Consider the following 1,770-nt stretch of genomic DNA (forward strand, 5'->3'; position numbering starts at 1 on the left):
TTACCTTTGGCCTCGATGAACTTACGGCGTATATGGGCTAGACATGCAACCAGTGTTGCCTTCGTTTGCTCGTATGCTTTGTAGCCGTCAACGTGCATGTAGCCTTGATAACCGTCAAGAAAATCAACCACACAGTGGGCCGCGCGACTATTATGATAATCAAACAAGACAATATTAGTGCCTTTACCCGGCTTATCATCGCCACAACAGTACAGCCACATATAGCTGGTCGCTTTCTCTGCGTTAATAACGTTTAACGAGGTTTCATCGCCATGAATAACTGCTTGAGATAACAAGATTTCTTTTAACCGCTGATAGAGCGGTGACAACAATTCAGCACAGCGTAACATCCAGCTCGACATGGTTTGCCTGCTCAACTCAATACCGATATCAGAAAATAACGTTTCTTGGCGATAAAGCGGCAAGCCAAACTGGTATTTACACATGATTATTTGGCTCAGTAAACTGGGCGTGGCGATACTTTTTGGAATAGGTGTTGCGGGCATTTTTGCCGTTTTCACTACACTTTCAATCCCTTCACGCTCACAGTGACGGCACGTATATTTAGGGCGAATAGTTTTGATAACCTTGATATGCGCTGGCACAAATTCGAGTGTTTCACTGCTGCTTTCACCCATTTTGTGAAGTGGGCTTTGACAGCAATCACACACTTTTTCATCCTCATCAAGGTCAACAACCACCTCGACTCGTGGTAACTGTGCTGGCAGTGGCCGGCGTTTCGGTTTGGCTTTTTCTTTCTTTACTAAGGGCGATGTGGCCAATAGCGCTTTATCATGTTCATCAAGAATGTCTTCTGCTTCATTGAAGAGCTCTCCAGCACCGGGCATCTTTTCAGATTTCTTCGCGTACTCTTTGGCAAGCTTCGCGTTATAAGCTTGCAGTAATTCGTGAATTTGCGCATCTTTTTCAGCAACGACTTGTTGCAACTCAAGCACCATGCGCTTGAGTTGTTCTAGGTCGTCAGGAAGTAAGTGTGCATCAATTTTCATGTTCGCAATTTAACAGAATTTGACGTTGTTTTCTTGTTTGACGCAAAGATAAAGCAGACGGTGTGGCAACGATCATTTACTGTCAATATGATCGATTAGATCATCGATTGATACTGCAATTCTTCATGACCAAGTACATCATATCCCGACAACAACCAATCCAATTGCCCAGGACTGAGTTCAAATTCTTGCAAACTGACTTTGCTTGGCCATTTGAACTTTTGTTTTTCTAAGCGCTTGTACCACAAAGCAAACCCCGTTTTATCCCAGTAAACCAGCTTGAGTTTATCTTTCGATTTATTGCAGAACAAAAATAATGCGCCAGTGTAAGCGTCACGTTCAAGCTCGCTTTCAACGAGTGCGACCAGACCATCAATGGACTTTCGAAAATCCACGGCGTCACGATGCAAGTAAATACGCGCGGGTTCAACAAACATTTTCATAAGGCAAGCTCACGCAACAATTGACTCAAATAAGCGACAGGCATTGTGGGTGGGAAGCTAATTTTTACGCTGCCGATAGCAAGCGTGATCGGCTGTTGCTGTTCAGTGGGGGCGACGTGTTTAGTGACTTTTGCTTGAACAAAACGACTGGATTCAGTATTAAGCTTACTTCGTGCCGCATAAAAGCTTGTTTTAGATAAGGCATGTTGCTGGCAAAACTCAGTAATAGTTAAATCGCTGGCTTGTTGTTCTTCGATAATGTTACGCCACTGCTCAAGGCTACGTGTTTTTCTCATGGCTATCTCCTAATTGAAATT

Annotated in this window: 3 protein-coding genes; all 3 read right to left on the reverse strand. The window is 43.7% G+C overall.

Annotation, left to right across the window (positions count from 1 at the left end):
* The coding region (gene tnpC / locus HJP15_RS21545) for an IS66 family transposase (RefSeq protein WP_170174626.1) at positions 1-1,010 on the reverse strand (1,010 nt) is incomplete at its 3' end.
* A gap of 95 nt (positions 1,011-1,105) precedes the next feature.
* Positions 1,106-1,447 carry an IS66 family insertion sequence element accessory protein TnpB gene (gene tnpB / locus HJP15_RS21550; protein WP_170174627.1) on the reverse strand — a complete coding sequence of 114 codons (342 nt, stop codon included), beginning with the start codon at positions 1,445-1,447 and terminating at the stop codon, positions 1,106-1,108.
* 2 nt (positions 1,448-1,449) lie between these two features.
* On the reverse strand, positions 1,450-1,749 hold the full coding sequence (tnpA, locus tag HJP15_RS21555) for an IS66 family insertion sequence element accessory protein TnpA (RefSeq protein ID WP_170174629.1): 300 nt from the start codon (positions 1,747-1,749) through the stop codon (positions 1,450-1,452).
* Positions 1,750-1,770: the final 21 nt, after the last annotated feature.

The organism is Pseudoalteromonas sp. NEC-BIFX-2020_002, assembly GCF_013002825.1.
Lineage (GTDB): Bacteria > Pseudomonadota > Gammaproteobacteria > Enterobacterales > Alteromonadaceae > Pseudoalteromonas > Pseudoalteromonas neustonica.